This window comes from Neisseriales bacterium, from assembly GCA_016699915.1.
Taxonomy (GTDB): Bacteria; Pseudomonadota; Gammaproteobacteria; order Burkholderiales; family Q3-R57-64; genus Q3-R57-64.
In genome coordinates this window covers 532,082-549,203 of the sequence record CP064990.1, presented here as the reverse complement: position 1 = coordinate 549,203, position 17,122 = coordinate 532,082, and the positions used below count along the sequence as shown (strand labels likewise).

Genomic DNA, 17,122 nt, shown 5'->3' with positions numbered 1-17,122 from the left:
TTTTCAATAGGCGTTTAAAACGGAATAAATGGGTTCACGTAATTTTTCAAATCCTCTTGGTCAGGATACTAATGTATTTTTAGGTAGCGTGGAATTGTCCGCTATCTGTGCTAAGTTGGATTATATTCCGATATGGTCAGAATATCGCCAGCACATACAAGTATTACAGGATAAACAGAACGATACAGTTCGATCACATGGCACCTTAACCATGTACTGCTTGATAGCCTTAGGAACATGATGATGCATACCCAAGCTCATAGATTGCCTGTCGGATTTATCGGTTGGCGAGGTATGGTTGGATCGATACTTATGACACGCATGAAAGAAGAGGCGGATTTTATTTCTTTACCCATACAGCCTATATTTTTTAGTACTTCACAAACAGTTGATAGAGGTCCAGATATAGGTGACGGACAACTCTACCCGGTCAAACAAGCATATGATATCGATGCGTTATGTGCATTACCTGTCATTGTGACTTGTCAGGGTGGAGACTATACCAATGCTGTATATCCTACGCTAAAACAAAGAGGTTGGCGTGGCTATTGGATTGATGCGGCCAGTACATTACGTATGGATGAAGAAGCGGTTATTATACTTGATCCTGTCAATCGTCCTTTAATTGACAAAGCATTACGATCGGGTATTAGAACTTATGTTGGCGCTAATTGCACGGTAAGTTTAATGCTTATTGCTTTGGCGGGTTTATTTCAGGAAGAAGCGATTGAATGGGTAACGACAATGACTTATCAGGCAGCCTCTGGCGCAGGTGCTCAGCATATGCGAGAGTTGATTTTAGGTATGGGTGCTATTTATCATAGCGCACAATCCGATTTGATCAATTCTCATACTCCTATCATTGATATTGACCGCAAAATAACTAAATGCTTAACCAGTGATGGATTCCCCAAAATGCATTTTGATGTGCCGCTTGCTGGAAATTTAATCCCTTGGATTGATAAAGATTTAAGTAATGGTCAATCCAGAGAAGAATGGAAAGGTAGCGCAGAGACGAACAAAATATTAGGGCGTAAGCAACATCAAATTCCTATTGACGGTCTTTGTGTGCGTATTGGTGCTATGCGTTGTCACAGCCAAGCCCTAACAATTAAATTACGCAAAAAAATGTCTATGCATGCAATTGAAGCATGTATTGCACAGGCAAATGATTGGGTAAAAGTGATCCCCAATAAGAAAGAAGATAGCATAGAACAACTAACACCCGCTGCCGTATCAGGTAGTTTAGTAGTACCCATTGGACGTTTACGAAAACTTACAGTGGGTGATGATTATTTATCTGCTTTTACTGTAGGTGACCAGCTATTATGGGGTGCTGCGGAGCCCATCCGTAGGATGATCAAGATTGTGTTAACTCACCAATTTGAGTGTTACCAACAACAAACTTAAGGTATGTATCAAGTCATGACTGCTCAGAATAAGTCTGCCACACAGCGTGAGAATATGTTCTATGACGTATTAATCATTGGAGCAGGTCCCTCTGGACTATCAGCGGCTATTTGCCTCAAGCAACTGAGCGCAAAAATAGGTCGCCAGCTATCTGTTTGTGTTTTAGAAAAAGCCTCAACCATAGGCGCGCATAGTTTATCTGGCGCTATATTCGATATACGTACTTTAGATGAACTATTACCTAATTGGACGCAACTTCATGCTCCGATACATACAGCTGTTCACAGTAGTCGTTTTTTATACTTAATGCGCCATCATGCTATTCCTTTGCCACTTCCACCCACTATGCGTCACCAAGGTGACTATATTATCAGCCTTAGCGAACTCTGCTCTTTTTTGGCATCGCAAGCCGAAGCATTAGGGGTAGAGATTTATCCTAATTTTGCTGCCTCGGAAATACTTTATGATAATCAAGGTGCAGTACGAGGGGTGCTCACAGGTGTAATGGGACTTAATGCAGAGGGCAAACCTAGTGAACGCTATGAACCTGGTATAGAGATGTTGGCTCATCAAACGATATTAGCCGAAGGTTGCCGTGGTTCGTTGAGTCAGTTAGTTATTAAGCATTTTGCGTTAGCTACTAACAGTGATCCGCAACTTTATGGATTAGGTATCAAAGAATTATGGAAGATAGATCAAACCTTGGTAAGGGGTGGTCAAGTAATGCATACCATTGGCTGGCCACTCGGTCAAAATGCTTATGGTGGTGGATTTTTATATTGCTTAACTGATGGCAAAGTAGCTGTCGGTTTTGTGACGAGCCTAGATTATGCCAATCCTTACCTTTCGCCCTTTGAAGAATTCCAACGTTTTAAAACGCATCCTATTATTAGAAAGATACTACAAGGTGGTCAACGTATTGCTTATGGCGCACGAACTTTAGCAGAAGGTGGTATACAGGCTTTGCCAAAACTAACTTTTCCGGGTGGTGTCATAGTAGGTGATGCGGCAGGTTTTTTAAACGTACCGCGTATCAAAGGAATTCATACAGCCATGAAGTCGGGCATGCTCGCAGCACATGCTGTGCATGAAGCACTCATAAGTCAACGCGTCGAAGCCAATACCTATGATGATTTGTTTCGTCAAAGTTGGCTTTACGATGAATTATGGGCTGCACGCAATATTCGGTTAGCATTTTTGCGAGGATTATATGAGGGACTTATTTATTCTGCTTTAGATATGTATATCCTCAAAGGTCATGCGCCTTGGACATTACATAGCCGTAAACCGGATCATACATGCTTGCGAATTGCTAACCACTGTAAGCCAATTACCTATCCTAAACCGGATCATTGTTTGACATTTGATCGAACGTCTTCCGTATTTCTTGCTAATGTAGTGCATCGTGAAGGCCAACCAGTGCATCTTCAGTTAAAGGATGCCACAATACCCATTAGCAAGAATTTAGCGCTATATGACTCGCCTGAAGTGCGTTATTGTCCAGCACAGGTGTATGAAATTAATAAAGGGATAGATCAACCCACCCTGCAAATTCACGCACAAAACTGTATACATTGCAAGGCCTGTGATATTAAAGATCCCACCCAAAATATTATTTGGACAACACCAGAAGGAGGTAGTGGCCCCAATTATTCTGGCATGTAAGATGATTGACCTGTACTGGACCAATCTTGCGTCGCATTATCAAATCGTACGAGATTGCCTAAGAAGGCTAGATGTATCTTACCTGTTGGTCCGTTACGTTGTTTACTAATAATTGCTTCAGCAAGACCTTTGTTAGGTGAATCTGGATTATAGTATTCATCGCGATACATAAAAATAATTAGATCAGCATCCTGTTCAATGGCGCCTGATTCACGTAAATCTGACATGACGGGTCGCTTATCTGTACGGTGCTCAACAAGTCTTGAGAGCTGTGATAAGGCTATGACCGGAACATTCAGTTCTTTAGCAAGTGTTTTTAAGCCACGCGATATTTCCCCCAATTCCACTGAACGATTGTCGTTTTTAATATTGTTTCCAGACATCAACTGAATATAGTCAACGATAATAAGCCCGACTTTGCCATCAAATTGGCGAGCCATACGCCTTGCTCTAGCTCGCAACTCTAACACTGTCAAAGCAGGTGTTTCGTCTATGTAAATGTGGGTTTCAGATAAATTCGAAATTGCTTCTCTAAGCTTAGGCCAATCCTCATTTTTTAATTGACCTGTTCGTAGCACTTGTTGATCAATCCTACCAACAGAACCCAACATTCTTGTGACCAGCTGTACGCCACTTGTCTCCATCGAAAATATAATCACTGGCAAGTGGTGATTGATAGCGGCGTGTTCTGCCATATTCATTGCAAAAGCTGTTTTACCCATGGAGGGGCGACCTGCTACGATAATTAGATCTCCATCTTGTAAACCAGATGTTTTTTTATCTAGATCAATAAAGCCAGTAGGAACGCCCGTTACTTCATTCGGGTTGTCGCGTTGGCAGAGCAGATCAATGCGTTCGGTAGCCCTTGTCAGTAATAAAGAAATTTTGTTAAAACCTTGTCGATTGCGATGTGTGTTTTCGGCAATCTGAAAAATTTTGTTTTCTGCTCCGTCAAGAATTTCTTTGATATCGCGACCTTGAGGGACATAAGCCGTCTCTGCAATTTCTATACTAGCTGCAATGAGCTGGCGCATAATAGAGCGTTCTCTGACAATTTCTACGTAACGTAATATATTGGCAGAAGAGGGGGTATTGTTGACCAGCGCTGATAGGTATACCAATCCACCGATTTCGGTCAAACAATGGTTGTTTTCTAATGACTCGGCAACGGTTACAATATCAGCAGGATGCGACTGATTGACCAGGCGTTTAATTTCCTGATAAATCAGGCGATGTTCTTGCCGATAAAAATCCTCTTCACTAATTTTGTCGGCAATCTTATCCCAAGCTAGATTATCTAGCAATAAAGCACCGATTACAGATTGCTCAGCTTCAATAGCATGAGGTGGTACTTTTAGTTCATCTAAATTATCACCTACTACCAAGCTTTTATCGTTGATCATCGAAGAAGGGTTAAGTGGTGGTTTAGCAAGTTTTGAAAGAAGTAATGTATTGTGTATTATATAACTAAATACTATATTTTAAGCTTAATGGGAGATATTTATTGATGATCCGATTGGCACGATACCGACATAATGTAGGTATGATTATCGTTAATCAGCATAATCAGGTGTTTTGGGCAAAAAGAGCGGGGCAGAATGTATGGCAATTTCCGCAAGGCGGTATTCAACACGGAGAAAGTCCGAAAGAGGCGATGTATCGTGAGCTATTTGAAGAAACTGGGTTACTACCAGCTCATGTTAATGTATTAGGTCAAACGCAAAACTGGATACGATATGATATACCAGCGCACCTACTAAAACCTTTATATCGTTTTTTATATCGCGGACAGCAGCAAATATGGTTTCTGATGCGCCTGATCGTAGAAGACAGTTTTATTACTTTGGATGCTTCAGCGCCATCAGAATTTGATAAATGGTGCTGGCTTGACTATTGGAAACCTACTCAAGAAGTAGTGAATTTTAAGCAAGCAGTGTATCGAGAAGCTTTACAGATACTTTCTGTCCATTTAATTGATCTGATGCCTAACACTTATTAATTTAAAAAACTTTATTAGAATAAATAATTCCCTATTTTTTTGCATTAAGCTGAGGTTTAGCAACTGATGTAACCGAAGGCAGCACACTGACTTTAATTGTTTTTACTGGTAACCCATGCCGCATAAATTCACTTTGCCAACTAAGCGATAACCACTGTAATTTTTTAGCAATAGTGCCCGTTTTAGCAAGAATTAAGAGAACACCATCATCATTGATTTTTACAACCTGACATTGAGTAGATAAATTGTTGGGTAATAAGGTATTGAGTATGTGTGCACACTGCAGTTGTAATTTTGCTGACTGAATAAGCTTAGAAAGCTGTGTATTTTGCTGACAAAAATCTAAACAATGATGTTCGGTTATAGTAGGCATAAGGATATTCTAATTAAGTCATTTTTATAACGAGCAATATAACAAAATTTGTATTATGCTTGTTTTTTCAATTTGTACCCAAGCAATATAGTCAATACCTCAAATTATAGGTCATGTTTGTTTAGTGGGTTATGCTAGAATTCACCAGTTCTTTTTAATTCTTTAAACGATAAGTTGTTCACGATATGTTTTTGACGCTTCTTAAAAAGGTATTTGGTAGTCGCAACGAGCGATTACTTAAAATCTATCACGCCGTGGTTGCACAAATCAATGCAATGGAATCCGGAATGCAACAGCTTTCTGACGAAGAGCTATCGCACAAGACAACTGATTTGCGGGAAGCGTTAGCAAATGGCAAAACACTGGATGCAATTTTACCGGAAGCATTTGCGGTATGTCGTGAAGCTTCCCGACGTGTATTGGGTTTACGTCATTTTGATGTACAGCTTATTGGCGGCATAGCATTGCATGATGGCAAGATTGCTGAAATGCGAACCGGGGAAGGTAAAACGCTAGTAGCAACTTTAGCGGTGTATCTTAATGCACTCTCGGGTAATGGAGTACATGTCATCACGGTAAACGATTACCTAGCCAGTCGCGATGCAGCTACACTGGAGCCACTATATAACTTTCTTGGATTGACGGTCGGTGTCAATTTATCACAAATACCACACCATTTAAAGAAAGTAGCTTACACAGCAGATATCACATACGGTACCAATAACGAATTCGGTTTTGATTATTTACGTGACAATATGGTTTTTAAGCCGAGCGATCAAGTACAACGACCGCTTGAATTTGCGGTAGTCGATGAAGTTGATTCTATATTGATTGATGAAGCAAGAACGCCACTGATTATTTCTGGTTCTTCTGAAGATAATATTGCACTTTACGAGCGTATGAATAAGCTGCCGAGTCAACTAAAACGCCAAGCAACAGAAGATGATAAAGGAGACTACTGGGTTGATGAGCAATCACGTAATGTACTTTTATCTGAAGCGGGTCATGAGCGCTGTGAAGCCATTTTATCTAAAATGGGTTTGATTGGAAAAGGTAGTAGTCTTTATTCTGTCGCTAATTTGGGGCTGATGCACCATGTGATGTTAGCATTAAAAGCACATTGTTTATTCCATGTTGATCAGCATTATGTCAAGCGGGATAATGAAATTGTAATTGTAGACGAATTTACAGGTCGACTCATGCCGGGTCGGCGTTGGGGGGACGGTCTGCATCAAGCAATTGAAGCCAAAGAAGGGGTAACCATTAACCGCGAAAACCAAACATTGGCTTCTATTACTTTCCAAAACTATTTCAGACTCTACCATAAACTTGCTGGTATGACGGGTACTGCAGACACAGAAGCTTACGAATTTCAGCAGATTTATGGTTTAGAAACGGTGGTCATACCGACCAATCAACCAATGATTCGTCAAGATTTTCAAGATCAAGTTTACCGCACTGCTCAAGAAAAATATCAAGCTATTATTGATGCAATTAAAATTTGCCATGACAAAGGTCAACCAGTTTTGGTGGGTACCACTAATATTGAAAATTCGGAACTTATTTCACAACTACTCAATCAGGCAAATTTAAAACACAACATCTTAAATGCTAAAGAGCATGAAAGAGAGGCTGAAATTGTTACGCAAGCAGGACGTTTGCAAATGATTACGGTAGCAACTAATATGGCTGGCCGTGGTACAGATATCGTGTTAGGTGGTAATCCTGCTGCTGATATTAAGCTCATTGAGCAAAATACAGTACTTTCAGCAAGTGAACGTGATGAACGTATTGCGCAAATTAAAAGTAAATGGGAAGTAGCGCATCAAGCCGTCATAGCAGCGGGTGGATTGCATATTATTGGTACCGAGCGCCACGAATCACGGCGCATTGATAACCAATTACGTGGGCGGTCTGGAAGACAAGGCGATCCAGGCTCTAGTCGGTTTTATCTGTCTTTAGAAGATCCGCTATTGCGGATTTTTGCTTCGGATCGCGTTGCTACAATTATGCAAAGTTTAAAAATGCCAAAAGGCGAAGCAATTGAGCATCCTTGGGTAACACGTGCTTTAGAGAATGCACAAAAAAAAGTGGAAGGGAGAAACTTTGATATTCGTAAACAATTGATTGAATATGATGATGTTATTAATGATCAACGTAAAGTGATTTATCAGCAGCGCAAAGCGATTTTGAATGAGGATAGGATACAGTCAATCACTGCTCAGATGCGAGAGGATGTACTTTCAGATGTCGTGCGTACCCATATGTCACCGGATGTGATCGATGAACAGTGGAATTTGCCGTTACTTGAAAAAACATTACAGATGGAATATGGCTTATCTGCTCCAGTAACTACATGGTTGAAAGAAACGCCTGAATTGGACACTGAACAAATTACTAAAAAAGTGCTGAGTATGGCATTGCAACACTACCAACAAAAAATACAGCTGATTGGACAAGAAGCTATGGATTGTTTTGAGCGGTACTTATTGTTACAAACATTGGATACACATTGGCGGGAACATATTGCAACGATAGAACACTTAAGGCGTGGTATTCATCTTCGTGGCTACGCACAAAAACATCCTAAACAAGAATACAAGCGCGAAGCGTTCGAGTTATTTGGTACTATGCTGGATTCCATTAAAAGCCATGTTGTCGGTGTACTACTGTCGGTAGAGTTTAATACTGAGCAGGATATTAAAGCGATACAACCTAGTCATAATCAACCCTTACAGTTGGTTCATGATGAAAGTGATTCGCTGCTTGAAGAAGTAGCACAACCGGCAGAAGCTACGCAACCTGCTAAACACTCCCCAATCGTTCGTACAGACCCACGTATTGGTCGCAATGAATCGTGTCCTTGCGGTAGCGGCAAGAAGTATAAACATTGCCACGGAAAACTGTATTGACATACCTAAGACTAGACAGTGATGATGCTGTAGTTAGCCAAACATATCGTTACTGGAGTTGATTACCTATTTTTGTGTATGGTTAACGTATTGATAGCGTATGTAATAGCTTATTAAATAATTGCGTATCTGATTGCACGCCCCAAGTTTTAGCAAGTCGATCCATAAGTGGTTCTTGGACTGTAAAGTTCCTCAACTGCTTAGTTTTAATAACGTCTTCAGCAATACTACGTATATTACCCATACCATCTGCAAGTCCAAGTTGGCAACCTTTGTTTCCTAAGTAGATTTGACCAGAAAAAAGCGCCTGATCCTTTTTTAGGCGATTGCCACGCCCAATTTTGACAGCTTGAATAAATTGTTGGTGGATATGATCCAAAAGCGTTTTAATAACTGCCTGATGTTTAGGGTTTTGAGGAGAAAATGGGTCATTGATAACTTTATTGTCACCAGCTGTTTGCAGGCGCCTTTCAATACCAAGCTTTTTCATTATATCAACAAAACCGAAGCCATCAGACACGACACCAATTGAGCCAATTATGCTTGCTTTATCTACATATATTTTATCTGTAGCACAAGCGATATAGTAACAACCTGAAGTGCACATATCTTCTACAACAGTATAAATAGGTATTTTTGGATATTGTTGCTTAAGTTTTCTGATTCCATCAAAGGCAATGCCAGCCTGTACAGGAGAGCCGCCTGGACTATTAGCATGAATAATAACGCCACGTGTATTGGGATTATCTAAAGCCGCTTCGATACCTGCCACAAGTTTATTGGCCGTATCGTGATCACTATCAATAGTCTCTTTCAGATCAATGACTGCGGTAAAGGGGGCTGTGCTATGCAGTGCTGAAGCAGTGTGGTAGTAAAAAATATGGTACAGGATAACCAAAAGAACACTCAGCCACGCTAAACGAAAAAAAATCTTCCAACGTCTTAGTCGGCGTTGTTCCAGCAATCCCTGCATGGCAATTTGTTCAAGAACAGTGCGCTCCCAACGAGGTTGTTGCGTTTTCATGAGTTAATATCATCCAAGCAGTCGAATAAAATAGCTAAAATTCATAATATACGCTCATTTTTATGTCAAATGGATTTATTGTAGGTCGCATGAAGTAAATTTCCTATGCTTTTTTTGCTAAAAAATCTTTTCTTATAACTTGCTGAGAATTTAGCTTTGTATACCATACCGTCTTCAGCATAAATATATAGTTTAACTAGGCGTCGCGCTAAATAAGGCAAATGTTTACCTTTCAATATAGATAAGCACGTTGGCAAATGCAGTACGTCATCAACCGTACAAGCATGCTTAAGGTAACGTCTATGCTGCGCAAAATCATAAGTTAAATCAATGCGCTCTTCAGCATGAGAGGGAATTATCGTGTTTTCAAAACCACTAAATGTGCCCTTAGGTCTTATAAATAAGGCACCAAAAAATCGGGGTAATCCCCATTCAAAGGAGTTTTTAGATAAATAAATGCTGTGGTTGGTTGTATTTTTCATCAACAGGCTGATGGTAAAGTGATATTGCCCCAGAATGATCGGGTTGATATTTTCATTTTTTCTTAATTCGCGCACAAATACGCGCGCTTTAAGGGTACCTTTATCGCGATAGGTGATGTATAGCGTATATATTAATGTACCAGCCATAGCTGTAGCAGCAACAAGCTGAATAGTGTATCGATAACAGCTGGCAAAATTTTCAAGCCATTCGAGCATGTTGTGATCCAAGTTGTTGAATAAGCCATTCATACAGTGATACAAATTCATCAAAAATAGCAACAGGCAAGCAAGTACGAAGCATATCAACAGAATGAGCGCCATAATTTACACCAACGCTGTTGATGCCAGCATAGCGCGCCATCATCAGATCATAAGAAGTATCTCCTATCATGATGGCGTGATTTGGTGTGATATTCAACTCACTTAAGATAGCATGAATCATAGCCGGATCTGGTTTAGAAGGGCATTCATCAACGGTACGTGTTGTAGCAAATAGGTTTTGGGTTCCTGTCATGGCAAGGTTATCATCTAGTCCCTTTCGGCTTTTGCCAGTGGCAATAGCAAGCAATACCCCTTTATTTTTTAGTGCAGATAAACCTGTTTTTACTTGATCAAACAGCACAACTTCCTCTAATCCATTTGCATACAGCTGGCGATAGGTTTCAATCAGTTGGTGTCTTTTTGTATCAGGTAGTGTTGGTGTCAGTTGTGTTATAGCTTGATAAAATGATAGACCAATAATATGTTTAGCCGCTTCCTGAGAGGGTATAGGTAGGTTATGTTCGGTAAAAGCCGCATTGATTGTTCGTACAATATGAGCTGTTGAGTCTATTAGCGTGCCATCCCAATCAAAGATGATCAGTTGTAAAAAACTTGGTAAACGATTCTGTATAGGCATCAACGCTTAAACCTCAAGCCGATCAAGTAGTTTTTGTAAATCCACGGGTAAAGGCGACTCCATAGTCAGCGATTTATTACTGATAGGGTGGGGCAATGTAATGCGATAAGCATGTAAAAACATACGTTTTAATCCCCATCTAGCTAAACTTCTATTGTGATTAAAATCACCATATAACGCATCTCCTGCAACAGGATGTCCAAGATACTGCGTATGTACACGTATTTGATGCGTACGCCCTGTTTTAATCAACGCATCAACCAAGGTATAGTCATGGTATTTTTTTACAACGGTTAGTATTGTACGAGCAAAACGACCATTTTGATTGACTTGAACGTATTTTTTTCCTTCTGAAGTACGACCTTCGTGTAGGGGTAACGTGATATCTTCCTGATAGTTTAAGACATGCCCTAAAAGTAAAGCATAATAATGCTTGTCAGATAAACCATTTCGCAAAATGTCATGTAATCGTACTAATGCTGCATGTTTTTTAGCGATCATGAGTAAACCAGAGGTATCTTTATCTAAGCGATGGGCTAACCGGAGATACTTGGCATCAGGCCTTGCTTGCTTTAATTGCTCGATGACACCAAAAGCAATGCCACTTCCGCCATGCGAAGCAACATGGGCTGGTTTATCAATGACCAACAATGCATCATCTTCGTACACAATTTTAAAATTTTTTCTTCTAGGAGCGCAGGGTAATACTTTAAATTGTGTTACATCAACAGGTGGAATGCGAATATTATCGCCTGCCATTAGTCGGTAATCTGGAGTAGTACGCCTTTTATTGATACGTACTTGACCAGTACGAATAAAGCGATAGATGAGGCTTTTTGGTGCATTTTTCAGTAAACAATGTAAAAAATGGTCAATACGTTGACCAGCATATTCCTCATGAATAAGTGAATAAGTGACAGATGTTTTGCGCTGACTTGACATATTGCTTTATACTCTCACAGGGAGATTTTGTACAACCTGAATTTTGCTCAGTGAAGCATTGTGTTGACATAAATCTGACACAATGACAGGATTTTGATTGTTTAGAATAACAAAGCGATTGCTAATTATACTGTGCTTTGGGCAGGTTTTACCCAATGATATTTTATAACGCAAAACAAGAGTTTTGTGGAAGGTCGTATGTGGCTATTTCAATCGTAATATAACCGATATAGCATTGGAATTTTTAAACAAGATAAAGCGCAAGTAAAGTTTGCGGTTTGAGAAAATAACAGCTTACTTTATCTTGATAATTGATTGATTTTATTTACCTTGCTAAATGCAAAGGATGTGATACAAACAATGTGCGTATTTTTAAGGAACAATAGATGAAACGAATGCTGTTTAATGCTACACAAGTTGAAGAGCTGCGAGTAGCTATAGTGGATGGCCAAAAACTAGTTAATTTTGATATTGAAACAGCGGGTAGCGAGCAACGAAAGGGTAATATTTATAAAGGTATTATTACGCGTGTTGAGCCTTCTTTAGAGGCTTGTTTTGTAGACTATGGTAGTGATCGACACGGTTTTTTGCCTTTCAAAGAAATTGCCTTGCGATATCATTCACATGCACGTATTCAAGAAGCGCTCCATGAAGGTTTGGAGGTATTGGTACAGGTTGATAAGGATGAGCGCGGTCATAAAGGAGCGGCTTTAACGACTTATATTAGTTTAGCAGGTCGTTATATTGTGCTGATGCCTAACAACCCACGAGGTGGTGGTGTATCACGCCGAGCCGAAGGTGAAAGTCGGCAGATTCTAAAAGAGTTAATGCTCAAACTCGACGTCCCGAAAGGGATGAGTCTTATTGCAAGAACGGCAGGTATTGGTCGTTCACTAGAAGAGCTAAAATGGGACTTGAGTTATTTACTACAGCTTTGGTCAGCAATTGATCAATCAGCTTGGGGAGAAAGCAAGCAAATCGAAAGTAAAATTCAAGCAGTAAAGGGGCCAGCTCTGATTTTTTTAGAAAGTAGCCTTGTTATTCGCGCGATTCGCGATTATTTTCAGCCAGATATCGGTGAATTGTTGATTGATACACAAGCAATTTATGATCAAGCTAAACAATTCATGGAATATGTGATGCCTAATTATAAAAATCGCATCAAACTGTACCAAGATGATGTGCCTTTATTTTCTCGTTTTCAAATTGAACATCAAATCGAAACAGCGTTCTCACGTAATGTGCAACTTCCTTCTGGTGGAGCTATTGTTATTGACCATACCGAGGCTTTAGTATCAATTGATGTTAATTCTGCGCGCTCTACAAAAGGCGCTGATATTGAAGAGACTGCCTTTAAAACTAATCTCGAAGCAGTGGAAGAGATTGCTCGCCAGTTACGGTTACGTGATTTAGGTGGGCTTGTGATCATTGATTTTATTGATATGGAAAACATCAAGAATCAAAGGATGATTGAATCTGCATTACAAGACGCTATTCATCAAGATCGTGCTCGTATTCAGCTTGGTCGATTATCCCGTTTTGGTTTACTAGAGTTATCTCGACAACGACTAAAACCTAGTTTAGGTGAGACCAATCATATTACTTGTCCGCGTTGTTTTGGCATCGGTTTTATTAGAGGTATTGAGTCTTCGGCTTTACATATTTTACGTATCTTACAAGAAGAAGCGGCAAAGGATCATACTAACATGGTTCGTGCACAAGTACCTGTTGAAGTGGCTACTTTCCTACTCAATGAAAAGCGCGCCGAACTACATAATTTAGAAGATCGCCTTGGAGTTAATATTATTCTAGTGCCCAATATTCATCTTGAAACACCTCATTATAAAATTGATAGAACACGTATTGATGAGAACAGCGAAATTGGTGATAACCCAAGCTATAAAATGGTTGAAATGCCGCAAGCAGAAGGTCGTATAAATGATGAATTAGCCAATGTCAAACCACTTGAAGCGGCCGTTAAGGGTATTACAAGGGAGCAACTACCAGCTCAATTAACTACTACGTGGATTGCTCGTATCGCATCGCGCTTTTTAGAGAGCTTAAGCGGTACATTTTCATCTCTCTTTAAAAAGAAACCAGCTGTGCATATCGCTCAAAACCATCATCGTGCTTTAAGATCGCAATCCGTATATCACCGTAAAGGTCGAAAAAACCAGCGTGTTGGACATCAAAGAAGGGAAGAACAAAACTATGCATCGGATACACAGCATGCTCTAAAACAATCCGCTGACCAAACACAACAAAAATATGTGGCCAGCGAAAACCGTCTAAAAAAAGAGGTTGTTACGCATTTGCTGCCTCATCAAGATCAAAACTCAGATCAGTTAACGAATCGTCCAATTAGCGTCACAGAAAACAATATACAACCTATATCAGTACCAAAAATTGACGCATCTATTAACGTTGTTAATAGCCACGAAGATAATAAAACTGTCAAACCACGTCATTATTCTCGTCAAGCTAGACAAGCTAAACGCCCAACCTCTGCAGTGATTAAGCCAACCACTTCAAGTGATGCCTTGTTAGATCCTCAAGAGCCGGTTCAAATACCTGAAAAATCTGTACCCATTTTTGAAGCCAAAATGGTAAAAAAAACGCGTACGCCCCTTCCGAAAAAAACAAATCTATCCGTTGCTCAAGAAAATACCGTGGTTGTCGCCAAAGCACTTTTGGAGCCAGATGTTAATAAAAAAACAACTAAAAAACTGCAACACAGCATCAGATATCAGGTGGAGCAAAAATAACACGCAGTAAGAAATCTACTCAAAATCAATTCGTTATGGTCTCTACTTCTTTAGCTTCTTTGGCGGTAAAGCCAGCAGAGATGACATTGCCCGCTGGAGTACGCCGACGTGATCAGAAAAAAACAGGGCAAACTGTTAATAAGCCAAGTAGGGCGAAACTTAAACAGGTGCATACCACTTAATTTTACTTGCCATTAAGAATTTACTGGATAACAAAATGATTGTTTTGGTAACAGGTGCTACTTCTGGTTTTGGGGAGGCGATTGCTAAACGCTTTGTAAAAGAAGGGCACTTTGTTATTGCAACAGGTCGACGCCAAAATAGATTGAATGATCTACAATCATTGCTGGGTAAGCCATGCTATACGCTAAATTTTGACGTAGCAGATCGTATTGCTACAGAAAATGCCCTATCTTCTTTACCTGATCGCTTTTCAAAAATAGATGTTTTAATTAATAACGCTGGACTTGCTATTGGTACGGAAACCTTTGCAGATTGTGTACTTGATGAATGGGAAGTAATGGTTAACACCAATATTAAGGGATTGCTTTACTGTACATACCTTGTGTTACAAGGGATGCTAAAGCGCTCAAATGGCCACATTATCAATCTTGGTTCGGTAGCTGGGGAGTGGCCTTATCGTGGCGGTAATGTGTACGGAGCCAGTAAAGCTTTTGTGCATCAATTGAGTAATAATTTGCGCATTGATTTATTGGGTACTCCGATACGTGTAACGAATATTGAGCCTGGATTTAGTGGAAATACAGAGTTTTCTATTGTTCGATTCCGTGGTGATAAGACAAAAGCCAAAGCGCTTTATGATAAGACGCAACCGCTTACTGCTGAAGATATTGCCGAGGCAGTTTATTGGGTTTGCGCACTACCTAAACATGTCAATATCAATGTCCTACAAATGATGCCTATTTGTCAAACTTATGCTGGTCTTACTGTGCATCAAGCTAGCAAGTAAGTAGGCACATAAGCAAAGCCTTTAACTATCCATACCATCAGTATCTAAATCAGAATATATTATAAGAGCTTGACAAACACTATCAAATTGCACGCCCCAACAATAATCACCACCCCCATCTTAATCCCACTTCTCCTTTAACATCAACGTCTGTCTTCAAAAAGGTTTCATGCAAGCTAGCACTTAGACTAAGCGCTTCATGAAGCTGATAGTTTAATTGACAGTCTACATTCAGTGTTTTGTCTCGATAACTTAATTGACTTTGTAGATTCCATTGATGATTGGGAGTATAAGTCAATCCACCTTGTAGGCCAAAATGAATAGGTATTGGTTGGGTTTTGAGAGTAAAAGTAGTTTGTTTGGCATCATCTTGAGTCACCTTTAGATCATCCGATGCCCCCAATTTATAATCAACCGTTATGAAGGGAGCCAATCTACCCCAAACGCTGGATACACGAAGACCCAATATCCCTTCATACATGGATTGATTTTCTGTCGTTGTTTCATTCAGATTATCCGTATTAAAGCGATAAGTAATATCCAAAGTTGGGCTGAAGGTTAATGCGCCCCAAGTGTGTAAAGCATAAGTAGCTTTGATATGACTGATGAGGGTACTGCTTTGATAGGCTACATCTTGTTGATGATCAAACCAACCTTTTTGAAGACTGAAAGCGATTTCACCTTGGGTACCTTTATAAAAACCATAACCACCCAAAGCAAAACCTTTGGTTATTGTGGTGATCGAAGCTGGATGATGATCATCAGCAATAAGGGTTGCTTGCATTAAGCCAGCTGTTAAACCCACATGGTAGAGGGTCGTGTCTTGGCGTTGGATCGTATTGATACCCCATTGAGTCATCCAGCCACCATAATTGGTTGAAACAATATGGTATTGTGTATCAGCATCCGCTTGTTCTTGAGTCGCTTGAATAGATTGCGTTGCACCCAATTTTTGGATTTGCATCCAAGTTCCCCAAGTAGGTTTGTTGTTATCAGGTATTTGAGTTAAAACTTGTTGGACATCGTAGTTAAAAACCTTGAGAGTTAATTCTCGATGAGCTAAATAGGTTGCTGCTTTCACTACCCCTTGATGAATTTTTGGTAAAGGATCTTTTGAATCCATAAGGCCATCACCATCGGTATCGGTCAATGGTGCTTCTGATTGATTCGATTGCAAGTCCTTGTCGAGAAGATAAGCTAACTTATGAGGATTATTTGGATCTAATGGTTGATCATCATCGTCATCTTCTATCCCATCATTGTCATCATCTTCATCTTGATCATTGGTGGCGCCATCATTGTCGGTGTCATTGGGTTTGGGATCCAGCTTGTCTTGTAAACCATCAAAATCCATATCAACAGTTTGATTAGGTCCTGTAGGTGGAGGAGGTGCAGGTTCTTCTGTAGGTGCAGGTTCTTCTGTAGGTGGAGGAGGTGTATAATTTCCTTTTTTTGTCTCCCCGCCACCAGTAGAGGCGCAACCGCCCAAATTAATGAGTAATTGGAGAACAAAAAATATCAAAAAAGATGCTTAACAAAAGAATAAATTTTCTGCATGTTGAGCATTTATGAAAAAATATGTTGCCACGATACACTAAAATTGTTCAGTGTGCGTATTTGTCAATAATTTTTATTCAAATATTGAAAATATCTTTTCTTCCTTTCTTAATTATTCTTAATCG

Annotated in this window: 15 protein-coding genes; 8 read left to right on the top strand and 7 right to left on the bottom strand. The window is 39.8% G+C overall.

Features of this window, described 5'->3' with window-relative positions; genetic code table 11:
• Positions 1 to 28: 28 nt before the first annotated feature.
• Genes IPK86_02580 through IPK86_02570 form a run of 3 tightly spaced genes read left to right on the top strand, consistent with a single transcriptional unit; the run spans position 29 to position 3,075 of the window.
• Positions 29 to 241, top strand: coding sequence for a hypothetical protein (locus IPK86_02580; GenBank protein ID QQS16337.1), 213 nt, complete (start codon positions 29 to 31; stop codon positions 239 to 241).
• Between the two features lie 2 nt (positions 242 to 243).
• Positions 244 to 1,410 carry an aspartate-semialdehyde dehydrogenase gene (gene asd, locus IPK86_02575; GenBank protein QQS17054.1) on the top strand — a complete coding sequence of 389 codons (1,167 nt, stop codon included), beginning with the start codon at positions 244 to 246 and terminating at the stop codon, positions 1,408 to 1,410.
• 54 nt (positions 1,411 to 1,464) lie between these two features.
• Positions 1,465 to 3,075 carry an electron transfer flavoprotein-ubiquinone oxidoreductase gene (locus tag IPK86_02570; protein QQS17053.1) on the top strand — a complete coding sequence of 537 codons (1,611 nt, stop codon included), beginning with the start codon at positions 1,465 to 1,467 and terminating at the stop codon, positions 3,073 to 3,075.
• On the opposite strand, the gene dnaB is transcribed toward IPK86_02570, so the two are convergent.
• A complete protein-coding gene (dnaB, locus tag IPK86_02565; GenBank protein ID QQS17052.1) occupies positions 3,060 to 4,475 on the bottom strand; it encodes a replicative DNA helicase in 1,416 nt (471 codons plus the stop codon). The two genes, IPK86_02570 and dnaB, sit on opposite strands and share 16 nt — an antisense overlap.
• A gap of 107 nt (positions 4,476 to 4,582) precedes the next feature.
• On the opposite strand from dnaB, the gene IPK86_02560 reads away from it, so the two are divergent.
• On the top strand, positions 4,583 to 5,074 hold the full coding sequence (locus IPK86_02560) for an RNA pyrophosphohydrolase (GenBank protein QQS16336.1): 492 nt from the start codon (positions 4,583 to 4,585) through the stop codon (positions 5,072 to 5,074).
• A 31-nt stretch (positions 5,075 to 5,105) separates the two neighbouring features.
• Here IPK86_02560 and IPK86_02555 read toward each other — a convergent pair whose 3' ends face one another.
• A complete protein-coding gene (locus IPK86_02555; GenBank protein ID QQS16335.1) occupies positions 5,106 to 5,447 on the bottom strand; it encodes a DUF721 domain-containing protein in 342 nt (113 codons plus the stop codon).
• 185 nt (positions 5,448 to 5,632) lie between these two features.
• Here IPK86_02555 and secA point away from each other — a divergent pair, with 185 nt between their 5' ends.
• The gene (gene secA / locus IPK86_02550; protein QQS16334.1) at positions 5,633 to 8,359 is read left to right on the top strand and encodes a preprotein translocase subunit SecA; all 2,727 of its coding nucleotides are present in this window, start codon (positions 5,633 to 5,635) and stop codon (positions 8,357 to 8,359) included.
• An 82-nt stretch (positions 8,360 to 8,441) separates the two neighbouring features.
• Here the strand turns inward: secA and IPK86_02545 are convergent, their stop codons facing one another.
• The 4 genes from IPK86_02545 to IPK86_02530 all read right to left on the bottom strand — a co-directional run bounded on the left by IPK86_02545 (position 8,442) and on the right by IPK86_02530 (position 11,705).
• Positions 8,442 to 9,383, bottom strand: a complete 942-nt coding sequence (locus tag IPK86_02545; protein QQS16333.1) for a S49 family peptidase — start codon at positions 9,381 to 9,383, stop codon at positions 8,442 to 8,444.
• 65 nt (positions 9,384 to 9,448) lie between these two features.
• Entirely contained in the window at positions 9,449 to 10,081 is a 633-nt protein-coding gene (locus IPK86_02540; GenBank protein QQS16332.1) for a hypothetical protein, read from the bottom strand.
• Positions 10,065 to 10,763 (bottom strand): HAD-IA family hydrolase, encoded by a 699-nt coding sequence (locus IPK86_02535; protein ID QQS16331.1) that lies wholly within the window; start codon positions 10,761 to 10,763, stop codon positions 10,065 to 10,067. The genes IPK86_02540 and IPK86_02535 overlap by 17 nt, the downstream gene beginning before the upstream one ends.
• A gap of 6 nt (positions 10,764 to 10,769) precedes the next feature.
• Positions 10,770 to 11,705, bottom strand: a complete 936-nt coding sequence (locus tag IPK86_02530; protein ID QQS16330.1) for an RluA family pseudouridine synthase — start codon at positions 11,703 to 11,705, stop codon at positions 10,770 to 10,772.
• A 386-nt stretch (positions 11,706 to 12,091) separates the two neighbouring features.
• Here IPK86_02530 and IPK86_02525 point away from each other — a divergent pair, with 386 nt between their 5' ends.
• From IPK86_02525 to IPK86_02515, 3 genes are read left to right on the top strand one after another with little or no spacing between them, the layout of a single operon-like run.
• On the top strand, positions 12,092 to 14,470 hold the full coding sequence (locus IPK86_02525) for an Rne/Rng family ribonuclease (protein QQS16329.1): 2,379 nt from the start codon (positions 12,092 to 12,094) through the stop codon (positions 14,468 to 14,470).
• Between the two features lie 35 nt (positions 14,471 to 14,505).
• Positions 14,506 to 14,652 carry a hypothetical protein gene (locus IPK86_02520; GenBank protein ID QQS16328.1) on the top strand — a complete coding sequence of 49 codons (147 nt, stop codon included), beginning with the start codon at positions 14,506 to 14,508 and terminating at the stop codon, positions 14,650 to 14,652.
• Positions 14,653 to 14,687: 35 nt separating this feature from the next.
• Complete coding sequence (locus IPK86_02515) at positions 14,688 to 15,440, top strand: SDR family NAD(P)-dependent oxidoreductase (protein QQS16327.1); 753 nt, start codon at positions 14,688 to 14,690, stop codon at positions 15,438 to 15,440.
• A 106-nt stretch (positions 15,441 to 15,546) separates the two neighbouring features.
• Here IPK86_02515 and IPK86_02510 read toward each other — a convergent pair whose 3' ends face one another.
• The gene (locus tag IPK86_02510; protein ID QQS16326.1) at positions 15,547 to 16,962 is read right to left on the bottom strand and encodes a hypothetical protein; all 1,416 of its coding nucleotides are present in this window, start codon (positions 16,960 to 16,962) and stop codon (positions 15,547 to 15,549) included.
• Positions 16,963 to 17,122 lie beyond the last annotated feature (160 nt).

Excerpts from the sequence above, each read along its gene's own strand:
- IPK86_02530 (QQS16330.1), bottom strand. The coding sequence starts at position 11,705 with ATGTCAAGTCAGCGCAAAACATCTGTCACTTATTCACTTATTCATGAG.
- IPK86_02520 (QQS16328.1), top strand. The coding sequence starts at position 14,506 with ATGGTCTCTACTTCTTTAGCTTCTTTGGCGGTAAAGCCAGCAGAGATG.
- IPK86_02540 (QQS16332.1), bottom strand. The coding sequence starts at position 10,081 with ATGCTCGAATGGCTTGAAAATTTTGCCAGCTGTTATCGATACACTATT.
- asd (QQS17054.1), top strand. The coding sequence starts at position 244 with ATGCATACCCAAGCTCATAGATTGCCTGTCGGATTTATCGGTTGGCGA.
- IPK86_02570 (QQS17053.1), top strand. The coding sequence starts at position 1,465 with ATGTTCTATGACGTATTAATCATTGGAGCAGGTCCCTCTGGACTATCA.
- IPK86_02515 (QQS16327.1), top strand. The coding sequence starts at position 14,688 with ATGATTGTTTTGGTAACAGGTGCTACTTCTGGTTTTGGGGAGGCGATT.
- IPK86_02560 (QQS16336.1), top strand. The coding sequence starts at position 4,583 with ATGATCCGATTGGCACGATACCGACATAATGTAGGTATGATTATCGTT.
- IPK86_02580 (QQS16337.1), top strand. The coding sequence starts at position 29 with ATGGGTTCACGTAATTTTTCAAATCCTCTTGGTCAGGATACTAATGTA.
- IPK86_02555 (QQS16335.1), bottom strand. The coding sequence starts at position 5,447 with ATGCCTACTATAACCGAACATCATTGTTTAGATTTTTGTCAGCAAAAT.
- IPK86_02525 (QQS16329.1), top strand. The coding sequence starts at position 12,092 with ATGAAACGAATGCTGTTTAATGCTACACAAGTTGAAGAGCTGCGAGTA.
- IPK86_02535 (QQS16331.1), bottom strand. The coding sequence starts at position 10,763 with ATGCCTATACAGAATCGTTTACCAAGTTTTTTACAACTGATCATCTTT.
- secA (QQS16334.1), top strand. The coding sequence starts at position 5,633 with ATGTTTTTGACGCTTCTTAAAAAGGTATTTGGTAGTCGCAACGAGCGA.
- IPK86_02545 (QQS16333.1), bottom strand. The coding sequence starts at position 9,383 with ATGAAAACGCAACAACCTCGTTGGGAGCGCACTGTTCTTGAACAAATT.